We start from the raw sequence: 1,005 nt of genomic DNA on the forward strand, positions 1-1,005 counted from the left end.
ATCTGTCGTTACTTCTGTTACTACTTTGCCTTTGTCGTCTTGAACTTCGAAGACTACGCCTTCTAATACTTTTTGACTATCTTTATCTACTTTTGTTACTTCTACATTTCCCTTGTCTAACATTTCATTTTCTACTGTTAAAGCAAGAGATTTTGTCATGCCTTTTTCAATTTGGAAAGTAATCGGATCTACCAATTGCTTATATCCTTTTGGTGCTTTTACTTCTACTAACTTGTATGTGCCAACTGATAAATTAGTAACTTGTGCTTGTCCTTTTTTATCTGTCGTTATTTTAGCGACTACTTGTCCTGCTGCATCTTGAATTTCAAAGACTGCATCAGCTAAAGCATCTTTATTTTCTTTATCTACTTTTGTAATTTCTATATTTCCTACATCCACTAATTCATTTTCTACAGTCAATTGTAATGCTGTAACTCTACCTTTTTCAATTTCGAATGAAACTGGCTTTTCTAGTGGCTTGTATCCTGCCGGTGTTTCTACTTCTACTAACTCATACTTTCCAATAGATAAATCTGAAACGTTTGCTTTTCCTTCTTTATCCGTTGTTACTTTTGCAACTACTTTTCCTTTTGAGTCACGTACTTCAAATACAACATTTTCTAATGGAGCTTTACTGTCTTTATCTATTTTTGTGATTTCTACATTCCCCGTATCTACCATTTCATTTTCTACAGTGAACGTTAAAGATTTTGTCATACCTTTTTTAATTTCAAATGGTACAGGCTTTTCTAATTTTTTGTAGCCTGGTAAACTCTCTACTTCTACTAACTTGTACTTTCCTACTGATAAATCTGAAACTGTTGCTTTTCCAGTTTTATCTGTCGTTACTTTCGTTACCACCTTGCCTTTGTCGTCTTGAACTTCAAAGATTACACCTACTAATGGTGCCTTATTATCTTTATCTATTTTTGTAATTTCTACATTTCCCGTATCTACCATTTCATTTTCTATTTTTAATGATAGAACTTCTGTCATTCCTTTTTT

Annotated in this window: 1 protein-coding gene; it reads right to left on the reverse strand. The window is 32.7% G+C overall.

Features of this window, described 5'->3' with window-relative positions:
• On the reverse strand, positions 1–1,005 hold a 1,005-nt coding region (locus MR170_RS30750), incomplete at both ends, for an MSCRAMM family protein (protein WP_276575693.1).

This window comes from Bacillus cereus group sp. BfR-BA-01524, assembly GCF_022662595.1.
Taxonomy (GTDB): Bacteria; Bacillota; Bacilli; order Bacillales; family Bacillaceae_G; genus Bacillus_A; species Bacillus_A thuringiensis_S.